Below are 18,019 nucleotides of genomic sequence, written 5' to 3'. Positions count from 1 at the left end.
ATGAGCACTTTTTACACTGAAAGTGCTCTTTTGTCCAGATCTTTAAATAACTTTCTGAATTTGATTATGATTGATTAGTGAACAAATTTACCCTGGTAGCTGACAAGTTATGCGATAATTGATGCTTTTAATGCTATAAGAATGAACGAGCCAACGATGCCGATGCCGCCAAAAAAGAGATTACGAGGGCTTACCCTGATTGAGTTGATGATGACTGTTGCAATCATCGGTATTCTAGGTGCAATTGCTCTCCCCGCCTATCAAGAACATGTTCGTCGTACCCACCGAGCAGAAGCGAAGGGTATTTTGCTGGAAATGGCTCAGTTGCTGGAACGCAATTATACTGAAGCGAATCGCTATGACCGGAAAAGCGATGCGACCAATTTCACCTTGCCGGTCACTCAGTCCCCCAAAACCGGAAGTGCAAAATACACTATCCAGTTTACTACCGGCACACTGACACAAAATACTTATACCTTGGAGGCTATTCCGACAGGCTCGATGGCCAATGACGCATGCGGCACGTTGACGCTCACGCATACCGGAAACAAGGGCATCAAAGGTGAAGGTACGTCATTAACAGCAGCAGAATGCTGGCAACGCTAATTACATAGCCCTGTTTCCGTAACGAACTATCCTTTTTCTTGAGCATACCCTTGAATATGGAAATTGATTTTCAATGCACTCCATTCTTCAACTTCTGCGCGCAACAGCGTTTCCGTCAATGGGTTGTCGTCTAGCCATGCGGGTGAAATAAACAGCTCAAACGCATCCTTTCCACCTCGTATTTTTATGCGGGGCAATTTGATATTGGTGCGGCTACGATAAAAAATCGTCGCTAGCCGCAGCGCGAGGGACTGAGCCAAACTGATGGGATTTATCAGAAATTCACTTACTTTGCTTAGCGAGCCTTGATGAGCAAGCACGAGCTGGCTGAGCTGCATTTGCTCCATTTTGGAAAAACCGGGTATGTCCGCATTACCAAGAATATAAGCAGAATGTTTGTGATAACCAGAATGGGCAACTGAAATCCCCACTTCGTGCAGTCGCGCTGCCCAAGACAATAAACGCAACGCATCCTCCACTGCTTCCTCGTCGGGATAGTCGGCCAACAGCTGCCTTCCCAATTGCATGCAGAGCGATTCTATTCGTGTGGCTTGAACGGGATCGATACGATAACGCTGCATGAACTGCTGCACCGATATCTCGCGCATATCCTCGTTATGAAACCGGCCAAGCATGTCGTAGAGCACGCCTTGCCGCAACGCTCCAGTTGTTAAGAGCATACGCTCGATGCCAAGTTCTTTGAATGCGGCGAACATGATGGCAAAGCCCCCAGCAATCACAGGGGCGCGTTCAGGATGTAACCCTGCTATCGCTAGTTTTTTGCTATCACCTGCCTTAAGGAGATATTCACGGAATCTTTCCAGGCCATCCAAAGTGATGCCCTCTGATTGATTACTATCGACGTAGTTATTCAATCTCAGGATACGCCCCAATGCCCGCGCAGTTCCTGACGAACCGTAGGCTTCCTGCCATTGGGCTGCGGAAAACTCTGTAGAAATACCTTGTATTTCGGTTTGTGCAGCAAGTTCGGCGCGTTTCAAGGCTCCTTTGGTGATCCTGCCATCTGGAAAATAACGTAAACTGTGGCTGACGCACCCCATATACAGACTTTCCAGCTTGTTTGGCTCGAGACGACTGCCTATGATGAATTCTGTCGACCCGCCTCCTATGTCCATGATCAGGCGGTTATTATCGGAAGCAGGTAAGCTATGCGCCACGCCAAGGTAAATAAGACGCGCTTCCTCATGCCCAGCAATTACCTCGATAGGAAATCCCAGTTCCGCTTCCGCTTTTCTCAGAAACTGAGCGGCATTCTTGGCCACCCGGAGTGAATTAGTGCCGACCACGCGTACTGCATGCGTCGGGAATCCACGCAGTCGCTCGCCAAATCGTCTCAAACAATCCAAAGCGCGCATCTGAGAGGCGTCATCCAATATCTTATCGGCAGTGAGCCCAGCAGCCAAACGTACCATTTCTTTCAAGCTATCCAATGGGTAGAGTTGCTTATCTACAACCCGAGCGACTTGCAAGTGAAAACTATTGGAACCCAGATCCACAGCCGCCAGAGTAGAATATTCACGCATCCGCTATGCCTCTCTCCTATTCCACGGCTAACACACAAAAATCATCCAGGTAAATTGCGAACGGTGTACGAAAACTCAGCAAAGAAAATACCTGAAAATATATTTCACGGTACTAGCTCTTGATTTCGCGCTCAATTTCATCTGCCGTCACATGGCGTACATCCTTGCCTTTGACCATATACACTACATATTCAGACATGTTTTTTGCGTGGTCGCCAATACGCTCGATCGCTTTTGCGATAAATAAAATTTCCAGCGAAGTTGATATTTTACGCGGATCTTCCATCATGAAAGTAATCAGTTGGCGCAATATAGCCCGGAACTCTTCATCCACCAACTCGTCTTGTCGCACGATATGCGCTGCGGCGTTCAGATCCAATCGAGCAAACGCATCGAGTGCTTGATGAAGCATGTCCAAAGCGATTTTGGCGACATGTTTGATTTCAGAGAAACGGGGTGTATGTAATTTGTCGGTTGAATAAATCAATCGTGCCATACGGGCAATTTTTGCCGCTTCATCGCCAATCCGCTCCAAATCGGTGATGGTTTTGATCACGGTCATGATCATGCGCAAATCGCTGGCCGTTGGTTGTCGGCGTGCAATTATCTGATTACAGATTTCATCGATCGATACTTCCATGGCGTTGACGCGATGGTCATTGGCAACGACCTGGTCGATAATACTTTCGTTTCCATCGACTAGCGCTTCTATCGCACGCTCAATCTGCTCCTCGACGAATCCCCCCATTTGCAACACACGTGTGCGTACTTCTTCGAGATCCGCATCAAATCTTTTTGAAATATGTTCTTTATTAATCATATCGTACCTTCTGATAAGCCAGATATAACTGCTTTGCGCTAACTATCGCGTGATCAATTTACCGATCATATACAAACTAAACTGTGATCGTCTCAATACCTTTGTCGGTTCCGAGCAGTAAGACATCCGCACCTTTGCGAGCAAACAATCCATTGGTGACGACACCTACAATTTGGTTAAGCGTCGTCTCCAATTCAACCGGATTCATGATCTGCAGACCATGCACATCCAGAATGACATTACCATTATCCGTGACAAAATCTTGCCGTAATGCGGGATGGCCACCTAACAGCGTAATTTCGCGCGCAACATAGCTACGTGCCATCGGAATGACTTCAACCGGTAGCGGAAACGTTCCCAGTATATCCACGAGCTTACTCTGGTCTGCAATGCAAATAAATTTCCTGGCGACCGCTGACACGATTTTTTCGCGAGTCAATGCGCCGCCACCGCCTTTGATCATATGCAAGTGCTTGGTGATTTCATCCGCACCGTCGACATAAACGGGTATATCCGTCACCATATTGAGATCCAACACATCAATACCATGTTTACTCAAGCGTTGCGCCGTTGCTTCGGAACTGGCAACGGCGCCTTCGATTTTATGCTTGATTTTAGCAAGTTCATCGATGAAATAATTAGCGGTGGAACCGGTTCCTACTCCGATAATGGCTCCGATCGGGATATGTGGGATGGCAGCTTGTGCAGCTGCACGTTTTTGTTCATCTTGCGTCATGGTATTCCTATATCGATATCAAAAAAACCATCTCCCAGGATGGCATAATAGGTTATTTAAACAATCGTCATGCTGTGTTCAATCCATATCTCTTGCTTGTGCTAACCGTTCATGCTCAAGCAAAAGATCGCCAAAATATTTTTGAATCACGAAAGTGATTTTCTACCAAGGGTATCATAACTTTGAGGCAAAATAATGATCATGAAATTTCTATTTGTTCAAGTATGAATGCAATCAAGCTACTCCCCGATACGCTTATCAACCAAATTGCAGCAGGCGAAGTCATTGAGCGCCCCGCCTCCGCCCTAAAAGAAATTCTTGAGAACAGTATCGACGCAGGTGCAACGGACATCACGGTGCAAATTGACCAAGGTGGCCTTAAATTGATACGTGTGGCAGATAATGGAAAAGGCATTGCTCGAAGCGATCTTCCTCTTGCGCTTGCACGCCACGCAACCAGCAAAATCAGTACCCAGGAAGATTTGCTAAAAATAACCAGTCTAGGTTTCCGGGGCGAAGCGCTTGCCAGTATCGGCGCAGTCTCCCGCTTATTATTATCAAGCTACCATGCCAGCGATCAGCATGCATGGCATATCCAGGCAGAAGGAGGTCACCTTGTCGCACCTGAACCCACTGCCCGCACCCAAGGGACCACGCTGGAAATTCGCGATCTTTTCTTCAACCTACCGGCGCGCCGCAAATTCCTAAAAACTGAAGCAACCGAGTTTGCGCATTGTGAAGAAGTCTATAGGCGTATTGCCCTTTCGCATGCTGACATTGCCTTAAGTTTGCAACACAATGGCAAAACCCGCAGCCATTTACACATCACCGACGTCAACAAGCGTATTGCTGCAGTCCTAGGGGAAGAATTCAGCCACACATCGGCTTTCGTTTCCGAAAGTGCGGCAGATATCCGCTTGCAAGGCAGGGTTGCTTTGCCTGCCTATTCACGCGCCACACGCGATATGCAGTATTTTTTCGTCAATGGGCGTTATGTGCGGGATAAACTCGTGGCTCACGCCTTGCGTGAAGCCTATCGCGATGTATTGCACCTAGAGCGCCATCCCGCTTTCGTACTCTACCTTGAAATCAACCCCGAGAATGTCGATGTCAATGTTCATCCGACCAAAACGGAGGTCCGTTTTCGCGATGCCCGAGCCATCCATCAATTCATTTTCCACAGCATCAACAAAGTACTCGCCACCCCTTCACGTCAAGCCGACACACCGACTTCCACGATCACGCCACCAGCTGCTCATGCTGTCAAACGTGCGCCTAGAATTTATTCACAACAAACAAATTTACCCCTCGACAGCGTTACGCAACCCCCCGCTTTTTATCAAACCTTATTTGGTGACAAGCCCTCCTTACCTGAAGTACAGCCCAGTAACCCAATCGCCGTATCGGCTCCGCACATACCGCCGCTTGGCTTTGCATTGGGCCTACTTCACGGCATTTATATCCTCGCGCAGAATGAACACGGGCTGATTGTTGTCGACATGCACGCTGCACATGAGCGCGTGGTTTATGAAAAGCTCAAAACGGCGCTCGATCAACAAACTTTATCGATGCAACCCCTGCTTATCCCGGAAAGCTTTCAGGCTGACCCACTTGATGTTGCCACCGTCGAGGAACACCCTGCTTTACTCAATCAGTTAGGCTTTGAAATCGCAGTGCTTTCTCCCACTTCCTTGGTTGTCCGGGCGCTACCCACGGTGTTACAACAGGCAAATGCCATCCAACTTGCGCGCGATGTGTTAGCAGAAATTCGCGAATTTGGCGCGAGCCAGCTTCTGGCTAACAAACGGAACGAACTGCTGGCGACAATGGCCTGTCATGGGGCTGTCCGTGCCAACCGGCAGTTGACGAATATGGAAATGAATGCACTCTTGCGCGAAATGGAGACGACGGAGCGCTCAGATCAATGTAATCACGGCAGACCCACCTGGTTCAGCTTCAGCCTCGTTGAACTGGATAAACTGTTTATGCGCGGAAAATAAACAATAACGGCTGGTAGTTCAATCGGCTTGTGTTGCGACGTATAGGGATTAAGTCGAATCATGGCATGAGGCAGCCTTACCGTAGCCAACGAGAAATACTTCTCATGCGCGGCCCCATGCCATTGGCAAATTAGAAATTGCTCATTCTGCTTTGCACCCTATTCCTTCGCATTGTATGGGTGTCTGATACTATTTTCAGTAAGATGACTTTTCGGTGACCGACCTTGCTTTTCCTCCTCCCTCCTGATCACCCGACGGTATTTGATGGAACGGCTGGATCGTTTGCCCGTATGTCGAAGGATCGGGAGATTCCGGTGCAGATGGTTTACCGCAACCTACTAATACCAGTAAAGAAACAAAGGTAAATACGTAAGTAAATTTCATGGGGTATCCTTTAATGTAAATATGATTGGGATCGTTTTTTTTAAGTTACGTCTAGATGATATGGGTGATCGTGACGTGGAACTTTGATCTTAATCAACCTTTCTCTCAACCTGGAATTAGGACGTACTTATTAATTTAGGGGTGTGAGATCAATAATCTGAAGATCATTGATTTTGATCGCGAGGATGAGATTAAAGCAGCAATAGCAGCGACAGAAACACGCTGCAAGCGCTTTGAATACAAAGACAGCGCCCTTCTATCACCCTATCGGTTGGGCAACGTTTGAAATAAGGTTATCGCCAATCTAAGGATGAGAGCGCGTCCTTCCCTAGCGTTAACGATACTCTTTTATTGGTGATCAGGACAAATAATTTTCACTGCGTGAAACTGCCTCTGCTGCAATCAACAGAGGCAGCCCACTATGCATTAAGGAATTACCCAGTTGAAATCATGCTACCGTACGAGATGCTGGTTCTGATTTTGCAATCAATCTGCTTGTCTTCGCAAAAAAGCCGGTATATCCATCGGATCAACACCAGATTGTTGCATTGCCGCAACTGTCGCATTCCCTCTCCTGCCAGTACGCATAACTGCAGGTTCATCGAACATCGACGATGAACGGTCATCGGTTCCTGTGCGCGTATGAATGACGGTAAGCGGTCTAGCCTGCGCTTGTGTAATGCTACCCAAACCGGTTGCTACCAGCGTTACCCGCAGATTCTCGCCCATTTCTTCATCGATCACGGTACCGACGATGACAGTGGCGTCTTCTGCGGTCAATTCTTTGACCGTGTTCATGACTTCATGAACTTCGCGCATCTTCATACCGGAGCTGGCGGTGATATTTACCAATACCCCGCGCGCACCCGACAAGGTGATTTCCTCTAGCAAAGGACTGGCTACAGCCTGTTCCGCCGCCATACGCGCACGATCGACTCCGCTTGCGACTGCTGACCCCATCATGGCCATCCCCATTTCCGACATAACGGTCTTCACGTCTGCAAAATCGACGTTTACGAGCCCAGGACAGTTAATCACTTCGGCAATTCCGGCTACTGCACCATACAGCACATCATTCGCTGCCTTGAAAGCATCGAGCATGCTGATATCGTTACCTAGCACCATCATCAGCTTGTCATTAGGAATGACAATCAAAGAGTCAACATGCTGCGACAAGGCTTCCATACCCGCTTGCGCTGTTTTGAGGCGTTTCCCTTCAAATGAAAAAGGTTTGCTGACAACCGCAACGGTCAAGATCCCCATTTCCTTGGCGATTTGTGCAACCACCGGCGCCGCGCCTGTTCCAGTACCCCCCCCCATACCGGCTGTGATGAAGAGCATATCTGCGCCCTGAATCAATTCTGCGATACGGTCGCGATCCTCCAAAGCAGCTTCTCTTCCGATTTCCGGATTCGCACCTGCACCCAGCCCGCGAGTAATGCCCGCACCCAACTGCAGTAACGTAGGGGCACGATTCCCTTTTAGCGCTTGTGCATCCGTATTGATACAAATAAATTCGACGCCTTTCGTGGCATTTAGGATCATATGGTCAACCGCATTGCCACCACATCCTCCAACCCCGACCACTTTAATGATGGCTTCCTGACTCTCATTATTCATGATTTCGAACATGTCGCTTCTCCTTTTGCATAGTAATTCAGATAATTTCCTTGTTAATGCGATACTTTCAACACGATGGTCAAAAATTTCTCTGGAACCAGCTTTTCATTCTCGCTAACACCTGCTTGGCCGATCCTCCTTGTAACTGGCTATGATAATGTTGCCGTTGTTGCTCCATCCCTGCCATGATTAAACCAATACCGGTAGAAAATCTGGGGGTACGCACCACCTCCTCAAGACTGCCTTGATACTGCGGTATCCCCAAACGGACAGGCATATGAAATATTTCTTCACCCAGTTCTACCATTCCCTGCAATGAACTGCTTCCCCCCGTAATCACAATACCGGATGAAAGAAGTTGCTCAAAACCACTGCGCCGTAATTCGGCTTGGATCAATAAATAAAGCTCTTCCACACGGGGTTCGATCACTTCTGCGAGTGTCTGCCTAGATAGCTGGCGTGAGCCGCGATTCCCTACATCGGGCACTTCGACCACCTCGCGCACATCAGCTAATGCGCGTAATGCGCATCCATATCGGCACTTGATATCCTCGGCATCCTTGGTCGGTGTACGTAACGCCATCGCAATATCATTGGTGATTTGGTCGCCCGCAATCGGAATGACTGCCGTATGGCGAATGGCGCCATTGGTAAACACCGCGATATCCGTCGTCCCACCGCCGATATCCACCAAGCACACACCCAAATCTTTCTCATCTTCGGACAAGACTGCGATCGCTGAGGCTAGAGGTTGCAGAATCAAATCACGCACTTCCAGGCCACATCGGTGAACACATTTAATGATGTTCTGGGCCGCCGATACTGCACCGGTTACAATATGCACCTTCACTTCGAGCCGTATCCCGCTCATGCCGATAGGCTCTCGTACATCTTCCTGGCCATCGACAATAAACTCCTGATTGAGAATGTGCAGGATCTGCTGATCAGCTGGGATATTGACCGCTTTAGCCGTCTCCATCACTTTCTCCACATCCATTGCCGTGACTTCTTTATCCTTGATCGCGACCATTCCGTGCGAATTGAATCCGCGTATGTGACTACCGGCGATACCGGTGTACACGCCACTGATCTTGCAGTCCGCCATCAATTCAACCTCTTCAAGCGCGCGTTGAATCGCGGTAACCGTCGTTTCGATATTGACCACGACACCTTTTTTCAACCCGCGAGAGGGATGACTTCCCAAACCTACAATTTCAAATCCGCCTTCAGGCTTGACTTCAGCAACAATGGCCACGATCTTTGAAGTACCTATATCCAAACCAACGATCAGGTCTCTGCCTTCTTTGGCTTTACTCATTTAACTCTCCTCCCTGATTTCAAGACTTCCTCCCGCTGCCAGTCTTACGCGGAACCTGTGGCATTGCCTCTGACATATGAACAGCAAATCCGTTGGGATACCGTAAGTCTACGTAGCCCAGCGGAATCGACTGATTCAGGTTAACGATACTTTGCCTATAAACCGAAACATAACGTTTCAGCCGGGTCTCGATATGCTCACGACCTAATTTCAATAACGTGCCATTCTCCAGCCGAACGAGCCAGGCATGTCGTGGAGATAATGTAATCTCCGCCACACGCTGATGGATCGGCTGCAATATTTTGTTAAAAATCACATAGTGCTCAATGATCACCGCCACACTTTCATCTGTAGCACCCCTAAAAACAGGCAGTATTTCATCCATGGGCGCGCGAAAAATCTCACCATGCACATTGACTAACGCTTCATCCCCCCAATACGCCATTGCGGTGTGCTCTTCAAGCTTCACCTTTAATCCCGATGGCCAGCTCCGTTGTATCTTCGCCGCGCGTACCCAGGGGAGTTCTCTGAAGGCTTCACGTAAAGTGTCCAAATCGACTGTCAGAAAATTACCTTCGACTTCGCTTTGCACGATGCTCTCCACCTCATGGCGCGTTACATGCAGCAACTTAGTGTGCTCTCCATGTATGGCACTGATGCCTTCCACTGTCATTTCCTTCAATGTGAATAGGGGTAATTTTATCACCCTTAATCCGAAGACATAAATTGCTGCAAATAGCACTAGGGTAAGCAACATGTTGGCAATAAAATTCAGCAATCGGTAGTTATTCCACATAGGACAACGCTAAAATTTTCACAACCAGATCTTCGAACGAAATACCGGCTTCTTTTGCCGCCATGGGCACTAAACTATGATCCGTCATACCCGGCGAGGTATTCGCCTCAAGGAAGAATGGCTGATCGTTTTTATCGAGAATAAGATCTATTCTGCTCCACCCCTCGCACCCCAATATCCTATGCGCTTGTAATGCTTGCGTTTGTATTTGTTGACTCAATCCTTCGGCTACGCCGCTGGGACAATAGTAACGCGTGTCATTTGCCTGGTACTTGGCGTGATAATCGTACAACTCCCCGGCAACCTCTATGCGCACCAACGGTAAGGGTGTATCACCCAGAATGGCGGCGGTCAGCTCTCTGCCTTCGATAAACTGTTCCGCTAGCACAATAGCATCGTGCTGTGCAGCCAGTTGATAAGCCTTTACCAAATCCGCTTTCGTTGCAACCTTGCTAAGCCCGATGGTCGATCCCTCGCGTGCAGGCTTGACGATCAAGGGCAGGCCGAGTTCATCCGCAATTTGCTCAAAATCGCTCTGAGCATCCATCACAGTGAAACGCGGGGTATTTATCCCTACAGCCTGCCAAATCAGCTTGGTACGCCATTTATCCATCGCCAGCGCACTGGCTAGGATACCGCTCCCAGTGTAGGGCATTCCCATCAAATCCAATGCACCCTGGACAGAACCATCCTCGCCAAAGCGCCCATGCAATGCGATAAATGCACGTGCAAAACCTTGCTGCAGCAATGCCTCCATCGGAAGCTGAGCAGGATCAAAAGGATGTGCATCCACACCCTTACGCAACAGCGCGTCAAGAACCGCCTGGCCGCTTTTGAGGGATATCGTCCGCTCTGCCGAACGCCCACCCAGCAAAACGGCTACTTTTCCAAAGTTTGGCATAACCATCATCGATTACTCCCGATCGCATCACCAATGATGCGCACTTCCTGTATCAATTCGATACCCGTTCGTTCTTTCACGGTATTACGCACTTCGGCAATAACCGCTTCGATATCAGATGCCATCGCATCGCCCTTGTTTATGATGAAATTCGCGTGTTTGGTGGAAACCATGGCGCCTCCCACACTGAAGCCCTTAAGCCCGGATGCTTCGATCAATCGAGCAGCATAGTCCCCAGGTGGGTTTCGGAACACGGAGCCCGCATTGGGAAAATTCAGGGGTTGACTATGAATCCGGGCTGTCAACAGCGCTTTGATTTTTTGTCGAGACGTCGTTTGATCACCCTGTTTTAATTTGAACCATCCTCCGACAAACCATTCTTCTCTGTTTGGGCTGCCGGGCGACGGTTGCAAGGCAACATGTCGATAGCCGATTTGGTACATATCGGGGTCGCGCTCGTGTAACCCACCCGCTCGATCAATGCTGCTGACCTTCTCAACAATCTCCCAGGTCTCCGCGCCATAGCATCCCGCATTCATTGCCAAAGCGCCGCCTACTGTACCGGGAATCCCAGCCAGAAACTCAGCGCCCGTCAGGCCGTGCAGCGCAGCAAAACGTGCCACTTTGGCACAAGGCAGACCCGCACCCGCATAAATCACGCTTCTCATTCCCTGCCGTTCAACCAGGATCAAATCATTCAGTCGTGCATGCAACACGACGACCGCACCGCGTATCCCCCCATCACGTACCAGCAGGTTGCTCCCCAACCCGATAATGTGAACAGGCAGGTCATTGGGGCAATGGCATAGAAACTGAGCAAAATCTTGCAAATCTGCAGGCAAATAAAAATTATCCGCGATCCCTCCGGTACGCCATGAAATATGCTTACGCATCGATTCCCGTAGCCGCCATTCGCCTCTTAACAGCGCCGCATCCGTCCCAAGCGAACATTCCTTATCTGAAATATACATCGCGCTCACATGATGACTCGCTACCGATTGATTTGCCTCTAGTTGCCTCAATGCGAGCTTATTCATGATCTCATCTACCCATCACAGCTAATTTTTTTGTCATTTGCGATAGCTGGGCAGCCACTTTGCCTATCGAACCAGCACCCATCACCAGCACAACATCGCCGTCCATCACGATACTCTGGATAGCGGCAGGTAACGCCTCCACTTCCTCTACGTAGATAGGTTCCAATTTTCCGAGCACCCTGATCGCGCGTGCCAATGACTTGCTATCGGCAGCTACGATAGGCTCTTCTCCTGCAGCATACACTTCGGTCAGCAACAACATATCCGCACTGGACAGCACACTGACAAAATCCTCGAAAACATCGCGGGTACGCGTATAGCGGTGGGGCTGGAAAACCAATACCAAGCGGCGGCCAGGGAAGGCGCCTCGTGCCGCCGCCATGGTAGCGGCAATTTCGGCCGGATGATGTCCATAATCATCAATCAAAGTAAACCGGTTTTGTCCAGACTTGACTTCACCGTAGCGTTGAAAACGGCGTTCAACCCCTCTGAATGATGCCATCGCTTGAATGATAGCGGTATCAGGCACGCCGATTTCATTACACACGGCAATCGCTGCAAGCGCATTCTGCACATTGTGCAATCCTGGCAGATTAAGCGTGACTCCAAACTGGCGTGCTGAACCGTTTACACCAACACGCGCCTTGAAATGCATTCTCCCGCTATCATGGCGAATATCGGTTGCGCTGATTTGCGCTTGTGCTGTCAGACCATAGGTGGTTACAGGTTTGGTGATACCGGAGGCGATTTCACATACATTCTTGTCATCTATGCATAAAACGGCCATACCATAGAAAGGCAAATGTTCGATAAATTCGATAAAAGTCTGTTTGAGCTTGTTGAAATCATGACCATAAGTCGTCATATGATCCGCATCGATATTGGTAACCACTGCCAGAATCGGTTGCAGATAGAGAAAAGAGGCGTCCGATTCATCCGCTTCGACGACGATGAATTCTCCACTGCCAAGCTTGGCATGACTCCCTGCCGCCTCGAGTTTTCCGCCGATCACGAAAGTTGGATCCAGTCCCGCTTCTGCGAGAATACTGGCAATCAGACTCGTTGTCGTCGTTTTGCCATGCGTCCCTGCCACCGCTATCCCGTGACGTAAACGCAACAATTCTGCCAGCATAATGGCGCGGGGCACCACAGGTATTCGTCGTTCACGCGCTGCGGCAACTTCGGGGTTATCCGGCTTTACCGCGGTGGAAGTCACCACGACATCCGCTGAAGCGATGTTTTCTTTGGTATGCCCGATTTGAATGGCAGCGCCGAGTTGCAGCAGACGTTCGATCGTGAGGTTATAGGCCAGATCGGAGCCGCTGACTTTAAATCCTTGGTTGATCATCACTTCAGCAATCCCGCCCATGCCGGAACCACCAATGCCAACAAAATGTACATGCCTGACCTTGTGTTTCATCTCTCGGATTTTCCTATTTTTATGCAAGCCTCTGCGACTGATTGCGTCGCATCCGATTTGGCTAGACTTCGTGCACGTATGGCCATTTCCAGCAATCGTTCACGCGTTAGCCCTTTGATCAAGTCTGCCAGTCCTTCAGCACTCAATTTATCTTGCGGTAATAACCAAGCAGCCTGCTGCTCACTCAGATAACGCGCATTAGCGGTTTGATGATCGTCGACGGCAAACGGATAAGGAATAAGCACACTTGCGATTCCTACAGCGGCCAGCTCGGCTATGGTCAGTGCACCTGCACGACAAATCACCAAATCACACTCGGCATAACTGGCTGCTATATCATCGATAAAGGCGACTAGATTACCTGCCACGCCTGCCTCGTCGTAACACCTTCTCAGCTCATCCAAATGCGTCTTTCCGGCTTGATGCGTCACCCACGGACGATCATTCTCCGGAATGAGTTTGAGTACTTTAGGTAGCGTCGTATTCAGTATATGCGCGCCCAGACTGCCGCCGATCACCAGTATCTTGAGCCTCCCGGCACGGCCCGCGAATCGCGTTTCGGGCGTGGGCAACCGTGCAATATCTTCCCGCACGGGGTTACCTGTCACTTGTATCCTGCTGGTTGGACCTTCGAGAGCACCAGGAAAACCGAGCAATGTTCTATCCGCAATACTTGCCAGGATTTTGTTGGCGAGTCCCGGAATGGCATTCTGTTCATGGATTAAAAGCGGCTTATTCAATAGCGAGGCCATGATTCCGCCAGGAAATGCCGGATAGCCCCCCATCCCCAAGACCACGTCAGGTTTCGTGCGCCGGATGATGCGAGCGCTTTGCCAAAAAGCCAACAATAATCGCCACGGCAACCACAACCAGTCGATCGCTTTCTTGCCACGCACCCCCGTGAATCCGATGAGTTCCAAGCGATACCCATACTGGCGCACCAGCTCAGCTTCCATACCGCTTAGCGTACCGAGCCATATGATTTCCCAATCCAGCGACTTCATATAAGCTGCCACCGCCAGTCCTGGAAAAACGTGCCCCCCGGTACCCCCCGCCATGATCATGATTGTTCGCGCCATTTTAGCTCGCTCGATCCGTTTTCATCACACGCTCAACCCCTTTATTTTTTGCCGATTCTCCCAATCGACTCGCAATAACACGGCTAACGCGATACACGTGACAACAATACTGCTGCCGCCAAAGCTCATCAGCGGCAGAGTCAGCCCTTTGGTCGGCAAAATCCCCATATTCACTCCCATATTGATGAATGCCTGAAATCCCAGCCAAACACCAATACCCTGCGCCACCAGAGCCGAGAAGTAATTTTCCAGCATGGCGGCGACACGGCCGATAATAAAAGCACGTATCACGATACAGGCAAACATCGCCATAACCGCCGCCACACCGACAAAGCCAAGCTCTTCGGCAAGGACGGAAAACATGAAATCAGTATGTGCTTCGGGCAAATAAAATAACTTTTCCACACTGCCGCCTAACCCTACTCCTAACCATTCACCCCGCCCAAATGCGATCAACGCGTGACTCAACTGATACCCTTTGCCATAAGGATCCGCCCAAGGATCCAGAAAACCATCGATCCGGCTGCTTCGATAACCGACTGTCATGATTAATAAACTTAAGCTGACAATCAACAAACTCGCCACCCAGACAAATAGCTTCAAGCTCATACCGCCCATAAACATGATCGCAATCGCAATCGCCGTTACCACCACGAATGCACCATAATCGGGCTCTCGTAATAATAGAAAACCGACCAGTGAAATCATGACTAAGATGGGCAAAACCCCTTTGTGCCAACTATCCAGGTAAGCCGTTTTACGCACGACATAATCCGCTGTATAGATCACCATCAACAATTTCATCAGCTCGGATGGTTGAAAATTGACGATACCCAGCGATATCCAGCGTTGGCTTCCGTTGATTTCCCGGCCAATTCCAGGAAGCAGCACTAGAACCAGCAATACGATTCCGATCAGGATCAAATGAGGGCAGTAGGTACGCCACGCGCGCATCGGAAAATGGAAGGCTAGAAACCCAGTCGACAATCCTATGAACAAATAAATACTGTGCCGGATCAAATAATAATAGGAGCCACTTTCACCATATTCTGACTCAGCAATCGCGATTGACGCGGAATAGACCATCACCAACCCAAGACCCATCAAGAGCAATGTCGACCAGATTAAATAAAAATCGAAATCTGCCGACAGTTTTTCACGATCGATATCAGGCAAAACAATCATGGCTCAGTGGCTCTCCCGATCAGAATGAACAAATTTTTGTTCAATTTCTTTGACGGCGTGCGTGAATACCTCCGCCCGATGAATGTAATTTTTGAACATATCTAGACTCGCACACGCAGGTGATAGCATCACTGCATCACCCGGATGCGCCAATAAAAAACTGAGCCGCACGGCTTCTTCCATCGTTGCTACATAATGGAGAGGGACTTGGCTATCCTGGATGGCCTCGGCGATCTTATGAGCATCCCGGCCAAGTAGTACGACAGCGCGTGCGCAGCTAGCAACGGCTGGCTTCAATGGAGAAAAATCCTGACCCTTGCCATCTCCGCCGGCAATCAGCACAACGTTTTTCTGCATGCCGTTCAATGCTGCAATCGCTGATCCCACGTTAGTACTTTTAGAATCATCATAAAAGGTAACATCATTGATCACGGCAATTTTTTGCATGCGGTGTGGCAACCCCTTGAACTCGCGCAAGGCCTGCAACAAAGGTTCATAAGGTAGGGCCACCGCCCGGCACAACGCCATCGCGGCCAATGCATTGGCAATATTGTGCATGCCTGGCACCAATATTTCACTGGTTTTGAGTAAGTTGATCTTGCCCTGTGCAAGCCAAATATCGATGCCATTCCGCTGTAAGCCAAAATCCCTATCAGAAAGTGGTTCCCCCAAACCAAAAGTCAATTGCTTTCTGCCAGGCAACGCCATGGCGCGTATTGCTGCGTCATCCCTATTCAGAATTTGCACACTTTCTCTATCACTGATGAATAACCGGGCTTTGGCCGCCGCATAATCATGCATGCTGGTGTAGCGATCAAAGTGATCTTCGCTTAAATTAAGCACTGCTGCTGCATCGGCTGCAAGGTGTCGTGTCGTTTCCAATTGAAAACTCGAAAGCTCCAACACCCAGTATTGAGGGAGTTTCCCCCAATCCATACGACGCATCAGCGCCTCCAATACCGCGGGGCCTATATTGCCGGCAACTTCCACGTCGCAGCCGGCATTTTTGACCATTTCACCCACCATCGTCGTAACTGTCGTTTTGCCATTCGAACCCGTTATGGCCAATATTTTAGGACGGGGTTGTTCGGCTTGATCGAGCGCCCAGGCAAACAACTCAACATCGCCCACCACAGGCACGCCTCGTCTTATGGCGTCTTGTACCAGCGGCTCAGCGAGCGGCACCCCTGGGCTAATCGCAATTGCGTCAGCATCATCAAATGCCGCCGCATTAAATGGGCCACAATATATTTTTTCAGCAGGTATCATTTGTTCCAAAATAGGCAAATTGGGGGGCGCGACACGATTATCAGCCACGCATACCTCCGCACCCTGCCGGGTCAACCACCTCACCATGGATAGACCAGTTTCTCCCATTCCCAGTACGAGCCATTTTTTACCGTGCCAATTCATCTTAGCTTCAACGTTGATAATCCCACCAATACTAAAATGATCGTCAGAATCCAGAACCTGACGACCACCTGGTTTTCTTGCCAGCCCTTCAGCTCAAAATGATGATGCAGCGGCGCCATGCGAAAAATACGTTTACCAAACAGCTTAAACGAAGCCACTTGCAGCATCACTGACAGTGCTTCCATTACAAATACTCCCCCCATGATGACCAATACAATTTCCTGGCGAACGATCACTGTAATCACACCGAGTGCCGCCCCCAGGGCAAGTGCGCCCACATCACCCATAAAAACTTCTGCCGGATACGTGTTAAACCATAGAAATGCCAAGCCGGCACCCGCCAACGCGCCGCAAAAAACAGCCAGCTCGCCAGCATCCGGGATATAAGGGATACCCAAGTATTTCGCGAAGACGACATGGCCTGCCACATAGGCAAAAATAGCTAACGCACCACTGATCATGACTGTCGGCATGATAGCGAGGCCATCCAAGCCATCTGTCAAATTGACTGCATTGCTTGTGCCCACGATGACCAGATAGGTCAGCACCACGAAACCAAAAACACCTAATGGGATCGCGACTTCTTTGAAGAAAGGGACGATCATATTGGTTTGTTCCGGAAGTTCCGCTGTTGAGACGAGATACCATGCCACACAACATGCAATGACAGATTGCCAGAAAAATTTGACAGACGCGGAAAGACCCTTGGAATTACGGTGAACAACTTTGCGATAATCGTCTACCCAACCAATGAGGCCAAACCCCAAAGTCGTCAATAAAACTGTCCAGATATACCGATTATCGAGATCCGCCCATAACAGCGTGGTAATGACGATCGAGACGAGTATCAACGCCCCTCCCATGGTGGGTGTACCTGCCTTGACCAGATGGGTTTGCGGGCCGTCATCCCGCACTGATTGACCAATCTTATACGCCGTTAATTTACGTATCATCAGGGGTCCGACGATAAATGAAATCACCAACGCAGTGAGTGCAGCCAGCATCGTGCGGAGCGTAATATAACTAAAAACATTAAATGCACGAATATCCTGTGCAATCCATTGGGTAATTATTAGTAGCATACTTATCCTAAGAACAATACAGGTTGCCAATATTGCAGTGACTTTCTGCCATTACTTATTTGTCAATAAGAAGCCATA

At 49.3% G+C, this 18,019-nt stretch carries 16 protein-coding genes; 2 read left to right on the top strand and 14 right to left on the bottom strand.

The features are described from left to right. Window positions 1-141: 141 nt before the first annotated feature. Window positions 142-606 (top strand): type IV pilin protein, encoded by a 465-nt coding sequence (locus C8R30_RS08275; protein ID WP_275587409.1) that lies wholly within the window; start codon window positions 142-144, stop codon window positions 604-606. 26 nt (window positions 607-632) lie between these two features. Here C8R30_RS08275 and ppx read toward each other — a convergent pair whose 3' ends face one another. The 3 genes from ppx to rpiA form a co-directional block, all read right to left on the bottom strand. Further along, window positions 633-2,150, bottom strand: a complete 1,518-nt coding sequence (ppx, locus tag C8R30_RS08270) for an exopolyphosphatase (protein ID WP_107783404.1) — start codon at window positions 2,148-2,150, stop codon at window positions 633-635. Window positions 2,151-2,262: 112 nt separating this feature from the next. Continuing rightward, window positions 2,263-2,970: a phosphate signaling complex protein PhoU gene (gene phoU, locus C8R30_RS08265; protein ID WP_090667299.1), complete on the bottom strand. Its 708-nt coding sequence runs from the start codon at window positions 2,968-2,970 to the stop codon at window positions 2,263-2,265. A gap of 76 nt (window positions 2,971-3,046) precedes the next feature. Beyond that, window positions 3,047-3,706: a ribose-5-phosphate isomerase RpiA gene (gene rpiA, locus C8R30_RS08260; protein ID WP_107789929.1), complete on the bottom strand. Its 660-nt coding sequence runs from the start codon at window positions 3,704-3,706 to the stop codon at window positions 3,047-3,049. Window positions 3,707-3,930: 224 nt separating this feature from the next. Between rpiA and mutL the strand changes: the two genes are divergently transcribed. After that, the gene (gene mutL, locus C8R30_RS08255) at window positions 3,931-5,706 is read left to right on the top strand and encodes a DNA mismatch repair endonuclease MutL (RefSeq protein ID WP_090667293.1); all 1,776 of its coding nucleotides are present in this window, start codon (window positions 3,931-3,933) and stop codon (window positions 5,704-5,706) included. Between the two features lie 195 nt (window positions 5,707-5,901). Here mutL and C8R30_RS15735 read toward each other — a convergent pair whose 3' ends face one another. The 11 genes from C8R30_RS15735 to mraY all read right to left on the bottom strand — a co-directional run bounded on the left by C8R30_RS15735 (window position 5,902) and on the right by mraY (window position 17,941). Beyond that, on the bottom strand, window positions 5,902-6,090 hold the full coding sequence (locus C8R30_RS15735; protein WP_143068209.1) for a hypothetical protein: 189 nt from the start codon (window positions 6,088-6,090) through the stop codon (window positions 5,902-5,904). 486 nt (window positions 6,091-6,576) lie between these two features. Beyond that, window positions 6,577-7,722, bottom strand: a complete 1,146-nt coding sequence (ftsZ, locus tag C8R30_RS08250) for a cell division protein FtsZ (RefSeq protein WP_090667290.1) — start codon at window positions 7,720-7,722, stop codon at window positions 6,577-6,579. Between the two features lie 67 nt (window positions 7,723-7,789). Then, on the bottom strand, window positions 7,790-9,028 hold the full coding sequence (gene ftsA, locus C8R30_RS08245) for a cell division protein FtsA (protein WP_090667288.1): 1,239 nt from the start codon (window positions 9,026-9,028) through the stop codon (window positions 7,790-7,792). Window positions 9,029-9,047: 19 nt separating this feature from the next. Beyond that, window positions 9,048-9,701 carry a cell division protein FtsQ/DivIB gene (locus C8R30_RS08240; protein WP_244888021.1) on the bottom strand — a complete coding sequence of 218 codons (654 nt, stop codon included), beginning with the start codon at window positions 9,699-9,701 and terminating at the stop codon, window positions 9,048-9,050. 112 nt (window positions 9,702-9,813) lie between these two features. Beyond that, on the bottom strand, window positions 9,814-10,731 hold the full coding sequence (locus tag C8R30_RS08235; RefSeq protein WP_090667498.1) for a D-alanine--D-alanine ligase: 918 nt from the start codon (window positions 10,729-10,731) through the stop codon (window positions 9,814-9,816). Next, window positions 10,731-11,696 (bottom strand): UDP-N-acetylmuramate dehydrogenase, encoded by a 966-nt coding sequence (gene murB / locus C8R30_RS08230; protein ID WP_090667495.1) that lies wholly within the window; start codon window positions 11,694-11,696, stop codon window positions 10,731-10,733. Before murB ends, C8R30_RS08235 begins: the two co-directional genes overlap by 1 nt. 70 nt (window positions 11,697-11,766) lie before the next feature. Then, complete coding sequence (gene murC, locus C8R30_RS08225; protein ID WP_090667282.1) at window positions 11,767-13,182, bottom strand: UDP-N-acetylmuramate--L-alanine ligase; 1,416 nt, start codon at window positions 13,180-13,182, stop codon at window positions 11,767-11,769. Then, window positions 13,179-14,261: an undecaprenyldiphospho-muramoylpentapeptide beta-N-acetylglucosaminyltransferase gene (gene murG, locus C8R30_RS08220; RefSeq protein ID WP_258191967.1), complete on the bottom strand. Its 1,083-nt coding sequence runs from the start codon at window positions 14,259-14,261 to the stop codon at window positions 13,179-13,181. Before murG ends, murC begins: the two co-directional genes overlap by 4 nt. Window positions 14,262-14,285: 24 nt before the next feature. After that, complete coding sequence (ftsW, locus tag C8R30_RS08215) at window positions 14,286-15,446, bottom strand: putative lipid II flippase FtsW (RefSeq protein WP_090667279.1); 1,161 nt, start codon at window positions 15,444-15,446, stop codon at window positions 14,286-14,288. Between the two features lie 3 nt (window positions 15,447-15,449). Beyond that, window positions 15,450-16,859: a UDP-N-acetylmuramoyl-L-alanine--D-glutamate ligase gene (murD, locus tag C8R30_RS08210; RefSeq protein ID WP_090667276.1), complete on the bottom strand. Its 1,410-nt coding sequence runs from the start codon at window positions 16,857-16,859 to the stop codon at window positions 15,450-15,452. Next, entirely contained in the window at window positions 16,856-17,941 is a 1,086-nt protein-coding gene (gene mraY / locus C8R30_RS08205) for a phospho-N-acetylmuramoyl-pentapeptide-transferase (RefSeq protein ID WP_107783997.1), read from the bottom strand. The genes murD and mraY overlap by 4 nt, the downstream gene beginning before the upstream one ends. Window positions 17,942-18,019: the final 78 nt, after the last annotated feature.

It is taken from the genome of Nitrosomonas nitrosa (assembly GCF_003051105.1).
In the GTDB taxonomy this organism is placed as follows: Bacteria; Pseudomonadota; Gammaproteobacteria; order Burkholderiales; family Nitrosomonadaceae; genus Nitrosomonas; species Nitrosomonas nitrosa.
Note: the sequence above shows the minus strand (reverse complement) of the source record. Positions and strands in the feature narration are given on the sequence as shown.